The following is a 16765-nucleotide window of genomic DNA, read 5'->3' as shown; positions in this document are numbered from 1 at the left end:
TGTATTAGGCACGCCGCCAGCGTTCGTCCTGAGCCAGGATCAAACTCTCCATAATGGTGAGTCGATTAGCTCGACTTTGTTGCTGGCGTCAAAAATTTGACGTTTATAATGAACGGTTAAGTTCAAGTTTGTTTTCGATACCGACAGGTGTCGGCGGAAGAAAACGTTTTAGCTTCCAGCACCGAAGTGCGTTCCGCTTTATTAGTTGACGTTTTGCTGTTCAGTTTTCAAGGTTCATTTCGTGTCGCGTGTTTTGGCGACTTATCTAATTTAGCATCGTGAAGTGTGAGAGTCAAGCACTTTTTTAATCTATTTTTAAATCTTTTTTTCAAACTCACTTGCTTAGCGACGTTTACTATTATAAACAGCATATCATCTTTTAGTCAAGAAAAAAATAAGACACTTTGTAAAGTGTCTTATTCACTGCGTTCCTCTTGATCCATTGGTTCAACTTTATAATATCGATGAAAGATATTATTACTCTTTGTTTGCACTCGCTCAATATGAATATATCCTTTTTCAACAAGGAATTCGATAAATACTTCTAAATCAACGGAATAGTTACGAAGCTCTTCTTGTTCATGTAATTCTTGTATCGTCCAATGCTCTTTTTTGCTCATGACTTCTAAAATATGACGAGAACCATCCTTCGTTCTTGAATGAATCATGAATTCACTCGCTAAAAACAATAGTTCCAATCTTTTATCAATGGCTTCATCACTCGAAAGAAGTTCTTCGTAGAGTTTATAAATCGCAGGTTCCATAACTTTGACTTGCGACCAGACGGTTACTTCTGGATGTAATCCATTTTCAAAGACCGCTAAGCGCGCAAGGTGATGTAATGAATCAACTATGTGATTGTAAGCATCCATATAGTTTTTTTGTTCAAAAAACACTTTTCCTTCTAAATAACGACGAATAAGTTTTGCGAACTCAATTCCCATTTTTATTTTACGACCGTAAAATGGAAAATCTTTTAGTTCTGTTTTTAATTCATGAACAAACTCGTTTCGATCAAACATGACACGTCCATAAAAGATCCAGTCTACGATTTTCCGATTTGTTCCGAGAAGTAACCATTTTCGTAATTGTTTCTCTGTGACAATGTGCATCGCTGCTTTTTTATCGTTAAACGTATAATGTTTTGTGAAAACAGGTTGATCCGCATCCTTAGCTAATATTAATAATATGGTATCGAATGTATCGGTTACTTGGCTAACTTTTTCTCTCTTCTCGATTAATATTACACCGAGTGTATTTGGTTGGCTCGCTCTCTCCTGATAAATAGGACGTAGAATTTGTTCCAACGATAGTTCCCCCTCACAAATAATCAAAATGGTATATGTACTTTTTTCGACAAAGATTGTTAGATTCCTTCAAACGATTTACACTACCAATTATGGTATAGTAAACATGATTAAGGAGGAATACAATATGAAACCTTATAAAAATAAAATAAATCGAATTCGTTCGTTTGCTTTATCATTGATTTTCATCGGTTTTGTCATTATGTATATCGGAATTTTCTTCCGAGAGCATGAAATCATTATGACATTGTTTATGTTCTTAGGGCTACTTGCAATTCTAGGAAGCACAGGTGTCTATGCATGGATTGGTATGTTATCTACTAAAGCCGTTCAAGTCGTTTGTCCAAATTGTGGTAAATATACAAAAGTATTAGGTCGTGTTGATATGTGTATGTATTGCAGAGAACCACTTACACTTGATCCAACTTTAGAAGGTCAAGAATTTGATGAAAAGTTAAATCGGAAAAATTCTTAAGTGTTAAGGCTAACATTCATTATTGAATGTTGGCTATTTTTTTGCGCAAAAAAAAAGAGCAAGTCTATGCTCTTTAACATTATTAATGGACTTTAGTGGCTTGTGAAATACATGTTGGGCAGGTCCCGTAAATTTCCATACGATGCGAGTTAACTTGAAAACCCGTTACATGAGAAGCTAAATGTTCAACTTCGTCTAGTCCTGGATAATGAAAATCAACAATTTTCCCGCATGAATCACAAATAATGTGGTAATGATCATTTGTCACAAAATCAAAACGGCTCGAAGAATCACCGTATGTTAATTCTTTAACTAATCCAGATTCTCTAAAGACTCGAAGATTATTATAGACAGTTGCTACACTCATATTTGGAAATTTAGCTTCAAGTGCTTTATATATATCGTCTGCTGTTGGATGGATCATGGATTGGATGAGAAATTCTAAAATCGCATGACGCTGTGGTGTAATTCGAACTCCAGTAGATTTCAAAGTCTCCAATGCGTCACGTAAATGCATTTCGGTCATCGCCATGCACCTCACTTCATAAAGATTCTTATTTTATAATCGTTACAATTAGTATAAGGAAGAAGTGTGGCGAAAGTCAACAATAACCCTCTACAACAAGGTATTATTCAGCGTGCAAACCTTTTTCTTTTTGTCCTAGACGTAAATTAATAAAGCGAGCAGCAACAAATAAGAAATCAGATAATCGATTTAAATAGGCTAAAACGAGTGGAGATACATCTTCACCAATACTCACCGTTGAACGTTCTGCACGACGAACAATTGTACGTGAAACATGAAGAGCTGCCCCAGCTGGGTGCCCACTCGGTAAAATAAAGTTAGTCAGTTGAGGTAACAGTGCATCCCATTCATCAATCCACGATTCCAACTTCATAACTTCACTTTCTTCTAACTTCCATTTCACTTCTTTGCCTGCCGGTGTAGCTAATTCTGCGCCGACATGGAAAAGTGTAGTTTGTATTCTATGAAAAGCTTGTAGAACTTCTTCTTTTTCATCAAAAAATTCATTTTGAATATAACTCATTGCAAGCCCAATCATCGAGTTTGCTTCGTCACACGTCCCATAAGCTTCAACAAGTGCATCATTTTTAGCTACACGAGAACCATAAATTAGTGAAGTTGTTCCTTTGTCGCCCGTCTTTGTATATATCTTCATGTTAATACCCCTTTTCTACATCTATAACATTTTGAAAATCTGTTCCTTCTTTTATCCATTCTTGAAGGTTCTGCATAAAAATTTCTATAGCTCGTGGAACGTATTCAGAAGAATGACTTGATACATGTGGTGAAACGATGACCCCATCCATTTCCCAAAAAGGATGTTCTTCACCTAGGGGTTCATTTTCAAAAACATCCAATACACAGAATGAGATTTGACGTTCTGACATCGCTTTTATTAATTGGTCTTCTTTAATTAAATCCCCCCGCCCAAAATTCATGAAAATTGCATCTTCTTTCATCAAGACGAAATGATTATATGTAAGAAGTCCACGTGTTTCTTGTGTGCTTGGTAATACGGAAATGATGATATTCATTGAGGGTAATTTGTTGTTTAATTGTTCAAAGGTAATCATTTCATCCATATGTAGAGCTTGATTTCCCGAGCGATTACAACCAATTGTTTTGACACCAAACGCTTGCAATAAACGTCCGATTTCACTCCCAATTGCACCCGCACCAATGATAAGAGCAGTACTGCCAAAGAGCTCGCTCGATCCAGAACGTTTACTCCATTCATTCTCGCGCTGTTGAGAATAAATCCATGGAAGTGCCCGCTTAATTGCTAATAAATGTGCCATGACTGACTCAGACATGGGGATTTTATGAATGCCTTTTACATTTGTAATTAAGATGTTTCGTTCACCAATTTGACGTAATGGCATTTTTTCTAAGCCTGCTGAAGCAACCATTAGCCATTTCAAGTCAACTGCTTGTTCGAGTGTTTCTTTAGTTATATCTTCACCATAGGTCATAATGATTTCTGCTTTTTCTAGTGCATTTCGATCTTTACTTGTAGAAACAGTGAAATCTACTTGAGGAAATTCAAATCGAAGTCGTTCCATTAAGTCTTCTTTAACAGTGAAAGTAAATAAAACATTTGTCATTGTGCAGTCACTAACTCACGCAATAAACCAAGTGCCTCTTCTACATGTCCTTTTACTTTTACTTTACGCCACTCTTTTACCACAGTTCCAGTCGGATCAATTAAAAATGTGGAACGTTCAATACCCATAAATTCTTTACCATACATTTTCTTAAGTAACCAAACGCCATAAGCTTCAGAAACTGCATGGTCTTCATCTATTAATAATGAAAATGGCAATCCGTGTTTTTCAATAAATTTCGTATGGGCTTTTTCTCCATCAGGGCTAACGCCTAAAATAACGGCATTCAAATCACTGAAGGATTCATATGCATCTCTAAAGTCACAAGCCTCTGTTGTACAACCAGGTGTTGCATCTTTCGGATAAAAATAAAGCAATACATATTGTTTTCCTGCGAAATTATGTAATGATACATCCACACCTTTTTCGTTTTTCAAAGTGAAATCAGGTGCTTGCAAACCTTCGAGTGTTGTCATGAATAATCCCCCCACTTTACTATTTGTTTAATCGTACCGAATATTGGTCAGAGTTTCAATTTTCTTGGCGTTCTACTTCTTTTTTGTCTATTATTAAGAATGGTAGAAAAGGAAAGGAGGAATATTATATGAAGAGAACAAATTCCGAAGCTTTACATCAAGAAGCATTAAAACATATTGTTGGTGGGGTAAACAGCCCTTCACGTTCATACAAAGCTGTAGGTGGAGGTTCACCAACTGTCATGGAAAGAGCACAAGGAGCATACTTTTGGGATGTAGATGGTAACAAGTACATTGATTTCCTCGCTGCTTATGGTCCAATCATTACAGGTCACGCACATCCACATATCACAAAGGCAATTACAAAAGCTGCTGAAAATGGCTTATTATATGGCACACCAACCCCGCACGAAGTAAAGTTTGCAAAAATGTTAAAAGAAGCAATGCCAGGTATGGATAAAGTACGTTTTGTGAACTCAGGAACTGAGGCTGTCATGACGACGATTCGGGTGTCCCGCGCTTACACAGGTCGCACTAAAATTATGAAGTTCTCAGGATGTTATCACGGTCACTCTGATTTAGTACTCGTTGCTGCTGGATCTGGTCCTGCAACACTTGGTATTCCTGATTCAGCAGGTGTTCCAAAATCGATTGCCAAAGAAGTAATTACGATTCCCTTTAACGACCCAGAGGCTTTCCGAGAAGCAATGGATCAATGGGGAGAAGAAATTGCATGTATTTTAGTTGAACCAATAGTAGGAAACTTCGGGATTGTTGAGCCGAAAGAAGGCTTCTTGCCTCTTGTTCATGATATTGCGAAACAAAAAGGCGCACTTATTGTCTACGACGAAGTGATTACAGCATTCCGTTTCCATTATGGTGGTGCTCAAGATATGCTTGGGTTAACTCCTGATTTAACAGCGCTAGGAAAAATCATTGGTGGCGGATTACCAATCGGTGCATATGGTGGACGTAAAGAGATAATGGAACAAGTTGCTCCACTTGGACCTGCATATCAAGCGGGAACTATGGCAGGAAATCCAGCGTCTATATTATCTGGAATTGCGTGTTTAGAAGTGTTAAAACAACCGGGTATTTATGAAGAGATGGATCGTTTAGGTGCTATTTTAGAAGAAGGTATATTAAACGCCGCTAGTAAACATAATGTCACGATTACAATAAATCGTCTAATGGGTGCTTTAACGATTTACTTTACTGATGTAATAGTTGAAAATTACGATCAAGCCGAAGCATCTGATGGAGAAATTTTTGGACGCTTCTTTAAACTCATGTTAGAACAAGGCATCAATTTAGCTCCATCTAAGTATGAAGCTTGGTTCTTAACAACTGCTCACACAGAAGAAGATGTCATGCAATCACTTGTTGCCGTGGACTATGCATTTTCACAACTTATATAATTTAGGTTGACCCCTAAGCAGTCCTACTGTAAGGTAGCAAGAAGCTTGGTTATGAGAAAGGAAATACAACATTTATGAAACTTGGAGCACGAATCGTTAAAACGGGTGTCGCAATCGTTTTTGCGCTGTTCTTGGCTGATTTACTGAATTTACCGTCTCCTGTTTTTGCGGGAATAGCCGCTATATTTGCTATTCAGCCTTCTATTTATCGTTCATATTTAACGATTATTGAACAAATTCAATCAAATTTCATCGGTGCTGGAATTGCCGTTATTTTTGCTCTCATATTTGGTCATCATTATGTTGCAGTTGGGTTAGCTGCTGTAATCACCATCGCAATTATGTTGAAATTAAAGTTAGAAAAATCCATATCATTGGCTCTTGTTACGATCATTGCCATTATGGAAGGGCCGAGCGATGATTTTATTGTATTTGCTCTTATTCGTTTTACTACGATCGTAGTAGGCGTGCTTGCTGCATTTTTCGTTAACTTAGTATTTATGCCACCGAAATATGAAACGAAATTATTTCATTCGATTCATATGACAACTGATGAGTTGATACGATGGACGAGATTAGCGAAGCGGCAAGCTTCTGAACATATGGCAACCAAACAAGAACTTGAAAAGCTACGTGAACGATTAATAAAAATCGATCAGTTTTATTTGTTCTATAAAGAAGAACGTAGCTACTTCCGTAACGAAAAACGTGCGAAAGCCCGTAAACTTGTTGTCTACCGCCAAATGATTTCTGTGGCGAATAAAAGTTGGGAAGTTTTAAAACGACTTCATATTTATGAAAATGAATTAGCAAATCTACCTAATCATTTCCGTTTAATGATTCAAGAGAGACTAGACTTTTTATTAACGTACCATGAACAACTTCATTTGAAATATACTGGGAAGTTAAAGCCTGAGCATTCCTTATGGACGGAAAATGAAGCTTTACTTAAACGTCATGAAGTAATGGAGATTTTCGCGAGAGAAATTGCACTCTCGAAAGAAGAAGAAATATTCTCCTCTTATCATTTACTACATGTATTGTCCGCTGTACTGGATTATGAAGAACAGTTGGAGCATTTAGATACGCTCATTGTTTCTCATCAAAATTATCACGGTGAAGAAATAAAAGTTGAACTTGAAGACGGATTTTGAATGAAAGCAGTCATCTCTTTTATAGGATGGCTGCTTTTTTGTGGTTTATTATTTTGCATTATTTTATTTTCTGACTTGCAGAGGATATTTTCCAAACTCGTGTCTTTCTCCGGAGGAATGGTTTCCTTCTCCAAGCGATGGGCGGAAACCCAAGTTAAATGGTCGAAAACCTAGTGTGAGTGACCGTATATTTGTTTATCTATAAAAAAAGAAGCTATCCATATGAGAATGGGTAGCTTCTTTTACTTCTTATTAACTCTTCATTCGTGGATCTAATGCATCTCGCAAGCCGTCACCCATTAAGTTAAATCCTAATACAGTTAACATAATGGCTAGACCTGGGAAAATCATCGTCCAGGGCGCATTGATGAAATTCACACGGGCATCTGCTAACATTTTTCCCCACTCAGGTAATGGTGCTTCTGCACCAAGACCAAGGAACCCAAGCGCAGCAGCTTCAATAATTGCAGTTGCAATAGCGAGTGTGCCTTGCACAATTACAGGAGCCATTGAGTTGGGTAAGATATGAGAAAACAAGATTCGGATATCTTGCATACCGATTGCTTTTGCTGATGTAATATATTCTTCTTCTTTTATGCTCAAAACCTTCGAACGAATTAAACGACCAAAATTAGGTACATTAATAATCGCAATGGCAATTAACGCATTTTGAAGAGATGGTCCTAATACCGAAACAACTGCGATAGCTAATAAAATACTTGGGAAAGCGAGCATTATATCAAATACACGAGAAATGATAGTGTCTATCCATTTGCCGTAATACCCTGCAACAATTCCTAAAATACTACCTACTACAACAGAACCGATAACAGAAAAGAATCCAACCCATAATGAAATTCGTGCTCCGTGAATAATACGAGATAAAATATCTCTACCAAAGTCATCTGTACCAAGCCAAAATTCTCTTGAGGGTTTTAGCAGACGATTTGCTAATACTTGATCATTGATACCTTGAGGTGCTATCCAAGGTCCAATCAATGCCACGATGATAAAGAATAGGACAATCCCAGCTCCTACAACGGCAATTTTACTTTTCTTAAAGCTTCGCCATGCTTCGTACCAAGGGCCTGCTACTTTATCTGTTTGTGGTGCTACATTAGTTGATTTAGGCTCCAATTTGGACATGTTGAGATTCCTCCTTCTTAATCATATTTAATTCGTGGATCAATTAAGCTGTATAGCACATCAATGACTAAGTTAATCATTACGAAAATAAATGCTACTACTAGAATACCGGATTGAATAACAGGATAGTCACGGAAGTTAATCGCTTCATAAATATAACGACCGACACCTGGCCATCCAAAGATAGTTTCTGTTAATATCGCGCCTCCAAGAAGCAAACCCATTTGAAGACCAATAATTGTTAACACAGGAATAATCGCATTTTTCAATGCATGCTTGTACACAACCCAGAACATTTTTTGACCTTTCGCACGAGCGGTCCGAACGTAATCAGAACGCATAACTTCAAGCATGCTTGAACGTGTCATACGTGCGATAATAGCCATCGGAATAGTTGCAAGTGCAAGACCAGGTAACACTAAGTGTTTAAAAACCGTACCTAACTGATCAAACCTACCTTGCATAATGGTGTCGAGTACGTAAATGTTGGTCATTGATTCAACCGGATTTCGCACTTCTTCCCGTCCGGTAGTTGGCAAGATTCCTAGTTCAATACCGAAAATATATTGAAGCATTAACCCTAACCAGAAAATCGGCATTGATACACCCACTAATGCTAATATCATAGCCGTATAGTCAAACCATGAATTCTGGAACCAAGCGGAAATAATACCTGCATTCACTCCGACAATAATTGCTATTAATATTGCAAATAACGATAATTCAAAAGTAGCTGCTAAGTATGTCCAAATTTCATTTGAAACGGGATTCATCGTACGCAACGATTCCCCAAGATCGCCTTTTAAAAGGCCCATTAAGTAATCAAAGTACTGAATATACCATGGATTGTCTAATCCAAGTTTAGTGCGAAGTGCAAGAATTGCTGATTCTGATGCTTGTTGCCCCAAAATTACTTGTGCTGGATCACCCGGTATTGCCCGAATAATCATGAAAACAACAAACGTCATGCCTAATAATACGGGGATTAATTGTAAGAGTCTTCGTCCGATATAGTGAAGCATTGTCTTCACCTCTCCATCTAATGCAGTATGTATTACTATGAAAAGCGGAGCGGGGTAAGTTAGGGCGACACCGGCGCTGGAAGATTTGAAACGGAAACTTGTTTCCGCTTCAAAATCTGAAGCTTAGGTGCGGCCTGCCCCGCAAAGCTAGACACTATGAATAGCAGAGCGGGACATCATAAGAAGACACCCACAATGCTAGACAATAAATTAAGAGTTACGTCATTGCTTTTGTTCATTATAAATGGGAAGAAATCACGAAGACTTCTCCCCATCAATCTATCTTTTACTTGAAGTCTACTTCATTTAATCTATCAGAACCCGTTGGATGTGGGGTGAAGTTTACCAAATCTGCGTTACCCGCAAGAAGTGGTGTAGAGTGTGCAAGCGGTACCCAAGGTGCGTCTTCGAAAATGATTTCTTGCGCTTGAGCGTAAAGTTCATTTCGCTTGTCTTCATCAACTTCTGATTGTGCAGCAATTAAGATGTCGTGTACTTTGTCATTGCTATAGAATGAGTAGTTATTGCTTCCGATATTGTCTTTATCAAGCAAAGTGTAAAGGAAGTTATCTGCATCACCATTATCGCCAGTCCAACCTAACATGAATGCATCTGCTTCACCATTTTTAGTTTTCTCTAAATATGTTGCCCATTCATAAGAAACGATTTTTGCTTTAATACCAATGTCAGCAAGGTTTTTTTGAATAACTTCTGCTACTTTAGTGCCATCAGGCATATATGGTCTTGGAACTGGCATTGCCCATAGTTCCATTTCAAATCCATCTTCAAATCCTGCTTCTTTTAGTAACGCTTTTGCTTTTTCAGGATTAAAGTCATATCCTGCAATATCATCATTGTAACCACTGATTGATGATGGCATTGGGTTTTTTGCAATTTCTGCTCCACCATTAAAGAAAGCATCAATGATAGCTTGTTTATCGATAGCATGATTTACTGCTTGGCGAACTTTCACATTATCAAATGGAGGTCGAGTATTAGTTAAACCTAAGTACCCTACATTCATTGATGGACGTTCAAATAATTGTAATTTAGCATTATCTGTTACTGTTTTTGTATCAGATGGGTTAATTCCGTCAGCTAAGTCAATTTCATTTGTAGATAAAGCATTCAAACGAGCTGAGTTATCAGGAATTGCACGGAAAATGACTTTATCTAATTTTGGTAATTCTTTATCCCAATAATCAGCGTTTTTATCAATAGTTATTGAATCATTTTTCTTCCATTCAACAAATGTAAATGGACCTGTACCTACTGGATTATCTCCAAATTTATCGCCAAACTTCTCAAATGCTGTAGGGCTTGCAATTGCGAACGGACTCATTGCAATGTTTTTCAAGAAAGGAGATTGTGGACGTTTCAATTTGAACACGACTGTATAGTCTCCATCTGCAGTTACAGAATCGATTACATGACCCTCGTCACCTTTAAAGCCACCAAACATTGAAGCGTAGTAAGGGAATTGATCTTCAGTTCCATTTGCCCAACGCTCGAAGTTTTTCACTACTGCTTCTGCGTTAAAGTCAGTGCCATCGTGGAATTTCACACCTTCACGAAGTGTAAATGTATAAGTAAGTCCATCTTCAGAAGGCTCCCATTTAGTTGCAAGACCTTCGTTAATTGTTGTATCTTTGTCACCAAAGTTTAATAATGTTTCAAAAACGTTTTGTGTTACTTTAAATGATTCCCCATCAGTTGCTCTTGCAGGGTCTAGAGATACAGAATCTCCACCACGTCCAAATACTAAGATTTTAGGCTCTGCACTATCTCCGCCTTTGTCTTCCCCTTTACCGCCATCTGATGAATCAGATGAACATGCTGCTAAAATCGTTGAGAGGACTAGCATTAGTAACAAAGCAAGTGACCACAGTTTCTTTTTATTCAAATTGACCCCTCCAAATTTTCTATTTATCATTGTTGCGCTTGTTCACCATATAGGTGGCAGGCAACAGAATGACCTGGTTCAACTTCTACTAACTTTGGTACGATTTTTGTACACACATCCATTTTAAACGGACAGCGCGTGTGGAATGTACATCCAGATGGCGGATTTGATGGACTTGGAATATCTCCTTTAATAAGGATCTGATCCCGTACAAAATTCGGATCTGGAACCGGTACAGCAGACAATAAAGCCTGTGTATATGGGTGTAGAGGCTTATCATAAAGCTTCTCACTTACTGCAACCTCGACCATTTTGCCAAGATACATAACCCCTACACGATCACTTATATGACGCACAACACCTAAGTCATGCGCAATAAATATGTAAGTCAGGTTTAATTCTTTTTGCAAATCTTGCATTAAGTTCAAAACTTGTGCTTGTATCGATACATCAAGTGCAGATACAGGTTCGTCAGCAATGATGAGTTTTGGGTTAGTCATTAAAGCCCTTGCAATTCCAATACGTTGACGTTGACCCCCACTAAATTGGTGAGGATAACGTTTTGCATGATAACTACTAAGCCCAACAATTTCCAGAAAATCACGGACTTTCTTTTTCCGTTCTTTTGGATTACCAATACCGTGAACAATTAAAGGCTCTTCTAAAATCTTTTCAATTGTATGTCTTGGATTTAGAGATGCATATGGATCTTGAAAAACCATTTGAATTTCACGACGGGCTTTTCGCATGTCGTCACTTGAAATGCTGGTCAATTCTTTTCCATCAAAAAACACTTTACCTTCAGACGGCTCTAGCAATCTCATAAGCATGCGACCCGTAGTAGATTTTCCACATCCGGATTCGCCTACAATTCCTAGTGTTTCGCCTTTATTGACATAAAAGGAAACATCATCAACAGCCTTCACATGCCCTGATACTCTACTAAGTAAGCCTTTACGAATAGGAAAATATTTTTTTAGTCCTTCAACTTTCAATAAGGGTTCTGTCATGAGCCAATACCTCCTGATTTTGGTACAAGAAGCATCTTGTCTTATGCACAGACGAAGTTTGATACAAGTCTGGATTCTCCGTTAAACACTTATCAAATGCGAATTCACAACGTGCTGCAAATCGACATCCCTTGCTAATGGAACCTGGTTTTGGAACGTTTCCAGGAATCGAATATAGTCTTTGCTTTTTAAATCGCATGTCTGGAACAGATTGTAATAATCCTTTTGTATACGGATGTTGAGGATCTTTAAAAATAATTGGTACCGGACCTTCTTCAACGATTTGGCCAGCATACATCACGACCACTCGTTCACATGTTTCAGCAACCACACCAAGATCATGTGTGATTAAAAGCACGGCCGTATTTAAACGCTCATTTAAGTCTTTCATTAGTGCTAAAATTTGTGCTTGAATCGTTACATCAAGTGCTGTAGTAGGTTCGTCCGCAATTAAAACTTTCGGATCACATACCAAAGCCATCGCAATCATGACACGTTGTCTCATCCCACCAGAGAGTTGATGAGGATAATCTTTCATCAATTCTTCACTGCGCGGAAGACCTACTAATTTCAGCATTTCAATTGCACGTTCTCTCGCTTTTTTTTTCGACCAATCTTTTTTATGAATAAGAATAGCTTCCATTAGTTGATTGCCAATTGTGAATAATGGATTTAAGGAAGTCATCGGCTCTTGGAAAATCATCGCCACATCATTTCCTCTTACTTTACGCATCTCTTTATCACTTAACTTCGTTAAATCTTTATCTCCAAATAGAATTTCTCCACCTGTAATTTTCCCTGGAGGGCTTGGTACTAGTCCCATTATGGATAAGGATGTAACACTTTTTCCACAACCAGATTCACCTACGATACCGAGCACTTCTCCTTCGTGAACAGAAAAATCAATATTGTCTACTGCGGGAATTACACCGTCATCTGTAAAGAAGGAAGTTTGCAGACCTTTTACTTGAAGTATCGCTTTACGTGCACTCATGATGTCCCTCCTTTTACAAAACTAAATATTTTTTCAGAACATTCGATATGTTCCTTATTATACAAAGATTAAATATAATTGCAATATTTTTTTTATAAGTACTACTTATTTTCTCAATAAAAAAAGGCTCTCCATTTAAGGAGAACCCATATTAATCCATATCTAATTGTTGAACCTGGAATAAATTGTAATATATACCCTTCAATTCCATCAATTCATTGTGTGTTCCTTGCTCTTTTAGTTCTCCATGATCGATAACGAAAATTTGATTGGCATGTGTAATAGTCGATAAACGATGCGCCACAATAATCGTGGTTCTGTTATGCGCCAATCGTTCTAAAGAGTCTTGTATCAATGACTCACTCTCTAAATCAAGAGCGGACGTTGCTTCATCTAGAACTAAAATTGGAGGATTTTTCAAGAATACTCTAGCAATGGCTACTCGCTGTTTTTGACCACCTGAAAGCTTTACTCCCCGCTCACCAACTTTGGTGTCGTAACCTTCTGGAAGAGAAACAATAAAGTCATGTGCATTGGCAGCCTTTGCCGCTTCAATTACTTCGTTCTCCGTAGCATCTGGTCTCCCCATTAAAATGTTTTCTTTGACAGAGTCACTAAAAAGTATGTTATCTTGCAATACTATTCCAATGTTCTCACGTAAAGATTTGATTTTTACATCTTTAATGTCCATGTCATCAATTTTCACTGCGCCACTCGTTGCATCATAAAAACGCGGAATCATACTAATAATGGTGGATTTCCCTCCACCACTCATCCCTACAAATGCAGCAGTTTGTCCTGGCTCAACCGTGAAATTCATATTATTTAGGACTAAATTATTTTCTTCTTCGTACCTAAAAGAAACTCCGTCGAATTGAAGCTTACCTTTAACAGTTGGTATTTCTTTTGCATGAGGTTCGTCTTTAACATCATACTTTTCATCCATTAATTCAAACACGCGATCCATCGAAGCATATGCTTGCGTTAATGTAGTCGAAGAATTTACTAATCGTCTTAACGGATTATAAAGTCTTTCGATATAAGCAATAAATGCAACCATCGTACCGACAGATAAGTTTCCATTTATGACCTGGTATCCCGCATACGCAATAACCAATAGCGGTGCGACATCCGTTATCGTGTTCACTACTGCAAAGGCTTTGGCATTCCATTTTGTATGATCAATTGCTTTTTCTAAAAACTCACCATTTGCTTTATCAAAAATTTGTTGTTCATGTTTTTCCAATGTGAAGCTTTTAATGATACTCATACCTTGAACCCGCTCATGTAAATAACTTTGGACACCCGCAAGAGCTTGTGATCTTTCTCGAGTTAAATCTCTTAATCGTCCAAAGAAGTATTTCACACTAACTGCATAGAAAGGAAATGCCAACAGCGTTACGAGTGTTAAAGGGATATCCATTGTCAGCATGATTGCTACTGCAATGATAATAGTCGCTAGGTCTAGCCATAAATTCATTAACCCGATCATCACAAAGTTCTTGGTTTGCTCTACATCATTTATAACACGTGAAATAACTTCGCCTACTCGTGTATTAGAATAAAAGCGTAAACTTAGACGTTGCAGATGACCATATAACTCTTGTCGGATATCATACAATATTTTGTTACTGACTAATTGAGCATAGTATTGACGGTAATATTCAATAGGTGGTCTCACAATGAAGAAGATGAGCGCCGTTCCACCTAACCAATAAAATAACTGGCGTGTTTTTTCAGCATCCGTCAATGTGTCAACGTTTATGATATCGTCGATGACGATTTTTATTAGTAACGGAATAAATAAAGGAATGGCAAATTTCACGATTCCAATGACAACTGTAAAAACAATTTGCCATGTATAGGGTTTAACAAACTTCATATATCTTTTGGTGCTACTCATACGGTTACCTTCCTTTTCAAAATGAAAAACCTGTTGGAATTCAACAGGCGCCATTACTCACTAATTTTAAGTTGCTTGTGAAATAGATAACGATTCGTCCATACCTCAATAAAGTCCGGTGCAAATGGTCCTTTACGCTGTTTAATCCAACTAATAAGTTTTTCCACATTGCGATGTAGAATTAAATCGATTGCTTCAGGATAATCCATTTGCTGTTTATGATCTTCAAATTCATCTTCGTCTAGAATCGTAAAAGTCATATCTGGAAAAACTTTCACGTCCAAATCGTAATCAATGTATTTTAAAGATTGTTTATCGTAAATGAATGGTGAACTTATATTGCAGTAATAGTACACACCATCTTCACGCAACATACAAATGATATTGAACCAATGTTCAGCATGAAAATAACAAATTGATGGTTCCCGAGTTAACCAAGTGCGACCGTCAGACTCGGTAACGACTGTTCGTTCATTCGCGCCGATAACAATATTCCTTGTCCCTTTGAGGACCATTGTTTCTTGCCAGACGCGGTGGATTTTGCCGTTATGTTTGTAGCTGTGGATCTGAATAGTTTCTCCTTCTGCTGGTATTGTCATGGATAAGCCCACCTTTTCGTCAAAGCACAAAATATATATATTGTATTGTGTACCCATTATAACAACCTCTATGTAAAAACTGTAGCAAAAAAATCAGCGAAGGCATTAAGCCCTCGCTGATTGGAAGTGAAATACTCATTATTTTGTTGAATTGTTGTTACGGTTTGATGCTTTTTGTGCAGATTGTTGATTTTGTTTTTTAACTTCAGTTGGATTTGTTTGAGAAGCAAATTCTGCTCCAAACTCAGTACGGTTGTTGGTACCGCCCTGTGGTTGTGTAGCATTTGTTTTAGGGGCAAACTCTGCTCCAAACTCAGTATTATAAGAACCTTGTGTAGCTTTTTGTGCAGATTGTTGATTTTGGTTTCTTACTCCAGCTGCGTTAGTTGGTTGGTTGCTGTTATTTTTATTTGCCATGTGTATTTCACCTCCATACTCATTAATGTGTGCAGGAAGTGAAATTTTATGCTTTAAATTTTTTTTACATGACGATTGAACGTCCACCGTCAACAATAATTGTTTGACCACGAATCATATCTGAGCCGTCAGAAATTAAGAACATCGCTGTTTTCACCATATCGTCTATTTCAACCATGCGACCTGCTGGCGTGTTTTTTCTCGCGTCATCTAATAATTCTTCACGATTTGGAAAATGCTTTAACGCATCTGTATCAAGCGCTCCACCTGAGACAGTATTGACTGCAATACCTTTGGCAGCAAGTTCAACAGCTAAATATCGTGTAATTGATTCAATCGCTGCTTTCGATACACCGACCGTCGTGTAGTTTTCTAAATATCGAATTGAACCTAAAGAACTGATGCCCACAATTTTTCCGCCTTGATCCATTAATTTTGCTGCTTCTTGCGCTCCAAATAACATTGCTTTGGCATTAATGTTCATCGTCCAGTCCCAATGAGATTCTTCAAGTTCCATCACTGGACGAAGTACTCCCGATGCCGCATTACTAACAAAAACATCTAAACGGCCAAATTCCTCGCGAATCGTTTCAAACATTGCTCTTAATTTTTCAATGTCCCCGACGTTCGCACGAATAAGGAGCGCTTTTTGACCAAGTGCTTCTATTTCTTTTACTGTTTCAAGTGCTGCCGTTTTGCTACGTGCATAGTTTACAACAATATCATATCCATTCTTCGCAAGTTCAATCGCTATTGCTTTACCTAATCCTCTACTACTACCTGTGACAAGAGCCACTTTGTTTGCTGTCAT

17 protein-coding genes are annotated in these 16765 nt (G+C 37.8%); 3 read left to right on the top strand and 14 right to left on the bottom strand.

Translation table 11 applies throughout. The features are described from left to right. Positions 1-416: 416 nt before the first annotated feature. On the bottom strand, positions 417-1307 hold the full coding sequence (locus C8K15_RS18095; RefSeq protein WP_108587826.1) for a nucleotidyltransferase-like protein: 891 nt from the start codon (positions 1305-1307) through the stop codon (positions 417-419). Positions 1308-1434: 127 nt separating this feature from the next. On the opposite strand from C8K15_RS18095, the gene C8K15_RS18090 reads away from it, so the two are divergent. After that, positions 1435-1782 (top strand): YgzB family protein, encoded by a 348-nt coding sequence (locus C8K15_RS18090; protein WP_108587825.1) that lies wholly within the window; start codon positions 1435-1437, stop codon positions 1780-1782. Between the two features lie 82 nt (positions 1783-1864). Here the strand turns inward: C8K15_RS18090 and perR are convergent, their stop codons facing one another. From perR to bcp, 4 genes are all read right to left on the bottom strand, one after another. Beyond that, positions 1865-2308, bottom strand: a complete 444-nt coding sequence (perR, locus tag C8K15_RS18085) for a peroxide-responsive transcriptional repressor PerR (RefSeq protein ID WP_199224138.1) — start codon at positions 2306-2308, stop codon at positions 1865-1867. 103 nt (positions 2309-2411) lie between these two features. After that, complete coding sequence (locus C8K15_RS18080; RefSeq protein WP_108587823.1) at positions 2412-2963, bottom strand: cob(I)yrinic acid a,c-diamide adenosyltransferase; 552 nt, start codon at positions 2961-2963, stop codon at positions 2412-2414. A gap of 1 nt (position 2964) precedes the next feature. After that, positions 2965-3912, bottom strand: a complete 948-nt coding sequence (locus tag C8K15_RS18075) for a D-2-hydroxyacid dehydrogenase (RefSeq protein WP_108587822.1) — start codon at positions 3910-3912, stop codon at positions 2965-2967. Continuing rightward, entirely contained in the window at positions 3909-4388 is a 480-nt protein-coding gene (gene bcp / locus C8K15_RS18070) for a thioredoxin-dependent thiol peroxidase (RefSeq protein WP_108587821.1), read from the bottom strand. The genes C8K15_RS18075 and bcp overlap by 4 nt, the downstream gene beginning before the upstream one ends. 128 nt (positions 4389-4516) lie before the next feature. Between bcp and C8K15_RS18065 the strand changes: the two genes are divergently transcribed. Further along, positions 4517-5806 carry a glutamate-1-semialdehyde 2,1-aminomutase gene (locus C8K15_RS18065; RefSeq protein WP_108587820.1) on the top strand — a complete coding sequence of 430 codons (1290 nt, stop codon included), beginning with the start codon at positions 4517-4519 and terminating at the stop codon, positions 5804-5806. A gap of 74 nt (positions 5807-5880) precedes the next feature. After that, the gene (locus tag C8K15_RS18060; RefSeq protein ID WP_108587819.1) at positions 5881-6960 is read left to right on the top strand and encodes an FUSC family protein; all 1080 of its coding nucleotides are present in this window, start codon (positions 5881-5883) and stop codon (positions 6958-6960) included. Between the two features lie 252 nt (positions 6961-7212). Here the strand turns inward: C8K15_RS18060 and C8K15_RS18055 are convergent, their stop codons facing one another. From C8K15_RS18055 to fabL, 9 genes are all read right to left on the bottom strand, one after another. Further along, a complete protein-coding gene (locus C8K15_RS18055; protein ID WP_108587818.1) occupies positions 7213-8106 on the bottom strand; it encodes an ABC transporter permease in 894 nt (297 codons plus the stop codon). Between the two features lie 17 nt (positions 8107-8123). Continuing rightward, entirely contained in the window at positions 8124-9128 is a 1005-nt protein-coding gene (locus C8K15_RS18050) for an ABC transporter permease (RefSeq protein WP_108587817.1), read from the bottom strand. Between the two features lie 286 nt (positions 9129-9414). Beyond that, a complete protein-coding gene (locus C8K15_RS18045; protein WP_108587816.1) occupies positions 9415-11031 on the bottom strand; it encodes an ABC transporter substrate-binding protein in 1617 nt (538 codons plus the stop codon). A 26-nt stretch (positions 11032-11057) separates the two neighbouring features. Continuing rightward, entirely contained in the window at positions 11058-12041 is a 984-nt protein-coding gene (locus C8K15_RS18040) for an ABC transporter ATP-binding protein (RefSeq protein WP_108587815.1), read from the bottom strand. Further along, positions 12016-13035: an ABC transporter ATP-binding protein gene (locus C8K15_RS18035; protein WP_108587814.1), complete on the bottom strand. Its 1020-nt coding sequence runs from the start codon at positions 13033-13035 to the stop codon at positions 12016-12018. The genes C8K15_RS18040 and C8K15_RS18035 overlap by 26 nt, the downstream gene beginning before the upstream one ends. A 151-nt stretch (positions 13036-13186) precedes the next feature. Continuing rightward, positions 13187-14938: an ABC transporter ATP-binding protein gene (locus tag C8K15_RS18030; protein WP_108587813.1), complete on the bottom strand. Its 1752-nt coding sequence runs from the start codon at positions 14936-14938 to the stop codon at positions 13187-13189. 53 nt (positions 14939-14991) lie between these two features. Further along, a complete protein-coding gene (gene ntdP, locus C8K15_RS18025; protein ID WP_108587812.1) occupies positions 14992-15537 on the bottom strand; it encodes a nucleoside tri-diphosphate phosphatase in 546 nt (181 codons plus the stop codon). A gap of 138 nt (positions 15538-15675) precedes the next feature. Then, positions 15676-15954, bottom strand: a complete 279-nt coding sequence (locus tag C8K15_RS18020) for a gamma-type small acid-soluble spore protein (protein ID WP_108587811.1) — start codon at positions 15952-15954, stop codon at positions 15676-15678. Between the two features lie 64 nt (positions 15955-16018). Next, entirely contained in the window at positions 16019-16765 is a 747-nt protein-coding gene (fabL, locus tag C8K15_RS18015) for an enoyl-[acyl-carrier-protein] reductase FabL (RefSeq protein ID WP_108587810.1), read from the bottom strand.

This window comes from Paenisporosarcina sp. OV554 (genome assembly GCF_003058165.1).
Lineage (GTDB): Bacteria > Bacillota > Bacilli > Bacillales_A > Planococcaceae > Paenisporosarcina.
The sequence above is the reverse complement of the archived record's forward strand: the minus strand, read 5'-3'. Positions and strand labels throughout refer to the sequence as shown.

Coding starts and splice junctions, on each gene's coding strand:
- C8K15_RS18040 (WP_108587815.1), bottom strand. CDS start 12,041: ATGACAGAACCCTTATTGAAAGTTGAAGGACTAAAAAAATATTTTCCT.
- C8K15_RS18075 (WP_108587822.1), bottom strand. CDS start 3,912: ATGACAAATGTTTTATTTACTTTCACTGTTAAAGAAGACTTAATGGAA.
- C8K15_RS18055 (WP_108587818.1), bottom strand. CDS start 8,106: ATGTCCAAATTGGAGCCTAAATCAACTAATGTAGCACCACAAACAGAT.
- C8K15_RS18035 (WP_108587814.1), bottom strand. CDS start 13,035: ATGAGTGCACGTAAAGCGATACTTCAAGTAAAAGGTCTGCAAACTTCC.
- C8K15_RS18080 (WP_108587823.1), bottom strand. CDS start 2,963: ATGAAGATATATACAAAGACGGGCGACAAAGGAACAACTTCACTAATT.
- C8K15_RS18050 (WP_108587817.1), bottom strand. CDS start 9,128: ATGCTTCACTATATCGGACGAAGACTCTTACAATTAATCCCCGTATTA.
- perR (WP_199224138.1), bottom strand. CDS start 2,308: ATGACCGAAATGCATTTACGTGACGCATTGGAGACTTTGAAATCTACT.
- C8K15_RS18060 (WP_108587819.1), top strand. CDS start 5,881: ATGAAACTTGGAGCACGAATCGTTAAAACGGGTGTCGCAATCGTTTTT.
- C8K15_RS18020 (WP_108587811.1), bottom strand. CDS start 15,954: ATGGCAAATAAAAATAACAGCAACCAACCAACTAACGCAGCTGGAGTA.
- C8K15_RS18090 (WP_108587825.1), top strand. CDS start 1,435: ATGAAACCTTATAAAAATAAAATAAATCGAATTCGTTCGTTTGCTTTA.
- bcp (WP_108587821.1), bottom strand. CDS start 4,388: ATGACAACACTCGAAGGTTTGCAAGCACCTGATTTCACTTTGAAAAAC.
- fabL (WP_108587810.1), bottom strand. CDS start 16,765: ATGACAGCAAACAAAGTGGCTCTTGTCACAGGTAGTAGTAGAGGATTA.
- C8K15_RS18030 (WP_108587813.1), bottom strand. CDS start 14,938: ATGAGTAGCACCAAAAGATATATGAAGTTTGTTAAACCCTATACATGG.
- C8K15_RS18065 (WP_108587820.1), top strand. CDS start 4,517: ATGAAGAGAACAAATTCCGAAGCTTTACATCAAGAAGCATTAAAACAT.
- ntdP (WP_108587812.1), bottom strand. CDS start 15,537: ATGACAATACCAGCAGAAGGAGAAACTATTCAGATCCACAGCTACAAA.